The sequence below is a fragment of the Phenylobacterium sp. genome, assembly GCF_031412415.1.
Classification (GTDB): domain Bacteria; phylum Pseudomonadota; class Alphaproteobacteria; order Caulobacterales; family Caulobacteraceae; genus Phenylobacterium.
Genome location: NZ_JANOCX010000431.1, coordinates 1 through 1,556, shown reverse-complemented (window position 1 = coordinate 1,556; position 1,556 = coordinate 1). Strand labels below are relative to the sequence as shown.

Here is a 1,556-nt window from a genome sequence, read left to right as displayed (position 1 = left end):
GACCGCTCCGCCCGAGCCGGCGTCCGCGCCGAAGGCCGCTCCGGTCGCCCAGGCCAATGGCGAGCGCGTCTTCGCCTCGCCCCTGGCCCGCCGGATCGCCGAGCAGAAGGGGCTGGATCTCGCCCAGATCCAAGGATCTGGCCCGCACGGACGGATCATCAAGCGCGACGTCGAGGGTTCGACGCCGTCGGCCAAGGCGCCCGCCGCCTCACCGGCTGCCGGAGCCGCGGCCGCGCCGCGTCAGGCCCAGAGCCTGGCGCAGATGGGCATCCCCGACGGCAGCTACGATCTCGTGCCCCTCGACGGGATGAAAAAGACCGTCGCGCGGCGGATGACCGACAGCTTCCGCGACATCCCGCACTTCCCGTTGACCATCGACCTGGAGATCGACGGCTTGCTGGCGGCGCGCGCCAAGATCAACGGCATGCTGGAGAGCCAGGGCGTCAAGGTCAGCGTCAACGACCTGGTGATCAAGGCCGCGGCCGTCGCGCTCAAGCGCGTTCCGGAGGCCAATGCGTCCTACTCGCCCGAAGGCATCGCCATGCACCACAACGCCGACATCGCCATGGCGGTGGCGATCGACGGGGGCCTGATCACGCCGATCATCCGCAAGGCGGAGACCAAGGGCCTGGCCCAGATCGCCGTGGAGGCCAAGGACCTGGCCGAACGCGCCCGCACTCGCAAGCTGAAGCCGGAAGAGTTCCAGGGCGGCACGTTCTCGGTGTCCAACCTCGGCATGTTCGGGATCAAGTCGTTCAACTCGATCATCAACGAACCCCAGGGCTGCATCCTCTCAGTGGGCGCGGGCGAGAAGCGGCCCGTGGTCAAGGACGGCCAACTCGCCGTGGCCACGGTGATGAGCGTCACGCTCACCTGCGATCACCGGGTGGTCGACGGCGCCATCGGCGCGCGCTGGCTGCAGGCCTTCAAGGCCCTGATCGAAGATCCCATCACGATGATCGTCTGAGGCGTGCGCCATGAGTGATTTCGACGTCATCGTCATCGGTTCGGGCCCGGGCGGCTATGTCACCGCCATCCGCGCCAGCCAACTCGGCTTCAAGACCGCCATCGTCGAGCGCGAGGCCCTGGGCGGGGTGTGCCTGAACTGGGGCTGTATCCCCACTAAGGCGCTGCTGAAGTCCGGGGAGGCTTACGAGAATCTCAGCCACCTGGCCGAATACGGCATCAAGGTCGAGAAGGCGTCGTTCGACTTCACCAGCGTGATCGCACGCTCCCGCAAGGTGGCGGGCCAGCTCAACGCCGGCGTGGCCTTCCTGATGAAGAAGCACAAGATCGAGGTGATCGAGGGAACAGCCAAGTTCGAGAAGGGGCAAGGGGCTCCCAAGGTGGTCGTGGCGCTGAAAGCTGGCGACTCGCGAAGCGTCCAGGCCAAGCACGTGATCCTGGCCACCGGGGCGCGAGCGCGGACGATTCCCGCCATCGGCCTGACCCCCGACGGCGAGCGGGTCTGGAGCTATCGCGAGGCGATGGTTCCGAAGACCACGCCGAAATCCATGATCGTCGTCGGGTCCGGCGCCATCGGGATCGAGTTCGCC

Annotated in this window: 2 protein-coding genes; both read left to right on the top strand. The window is 67.3% G+C overall.

Annotated features, from left to right (window positions below; genetic code table 11):
- Positions 1-967 (top strand): 2-oxo acid dehydrogenase subunit E2 (locus RMO04_RS19955; RefSeq protein ID WP_309646518.1); only part of this gene is annotated, 967 nt, incomplete at its 5' end.
- A gap of 10 nt (positions 968-977) precedes the next feature.
- On the top strand, positions 978-1,556 hold a 579-nt coding region (locus RMO04_RS19950), incomplete at its 3' end, for an FAD-dependent oxidoreductase (protein WP_309646517.1).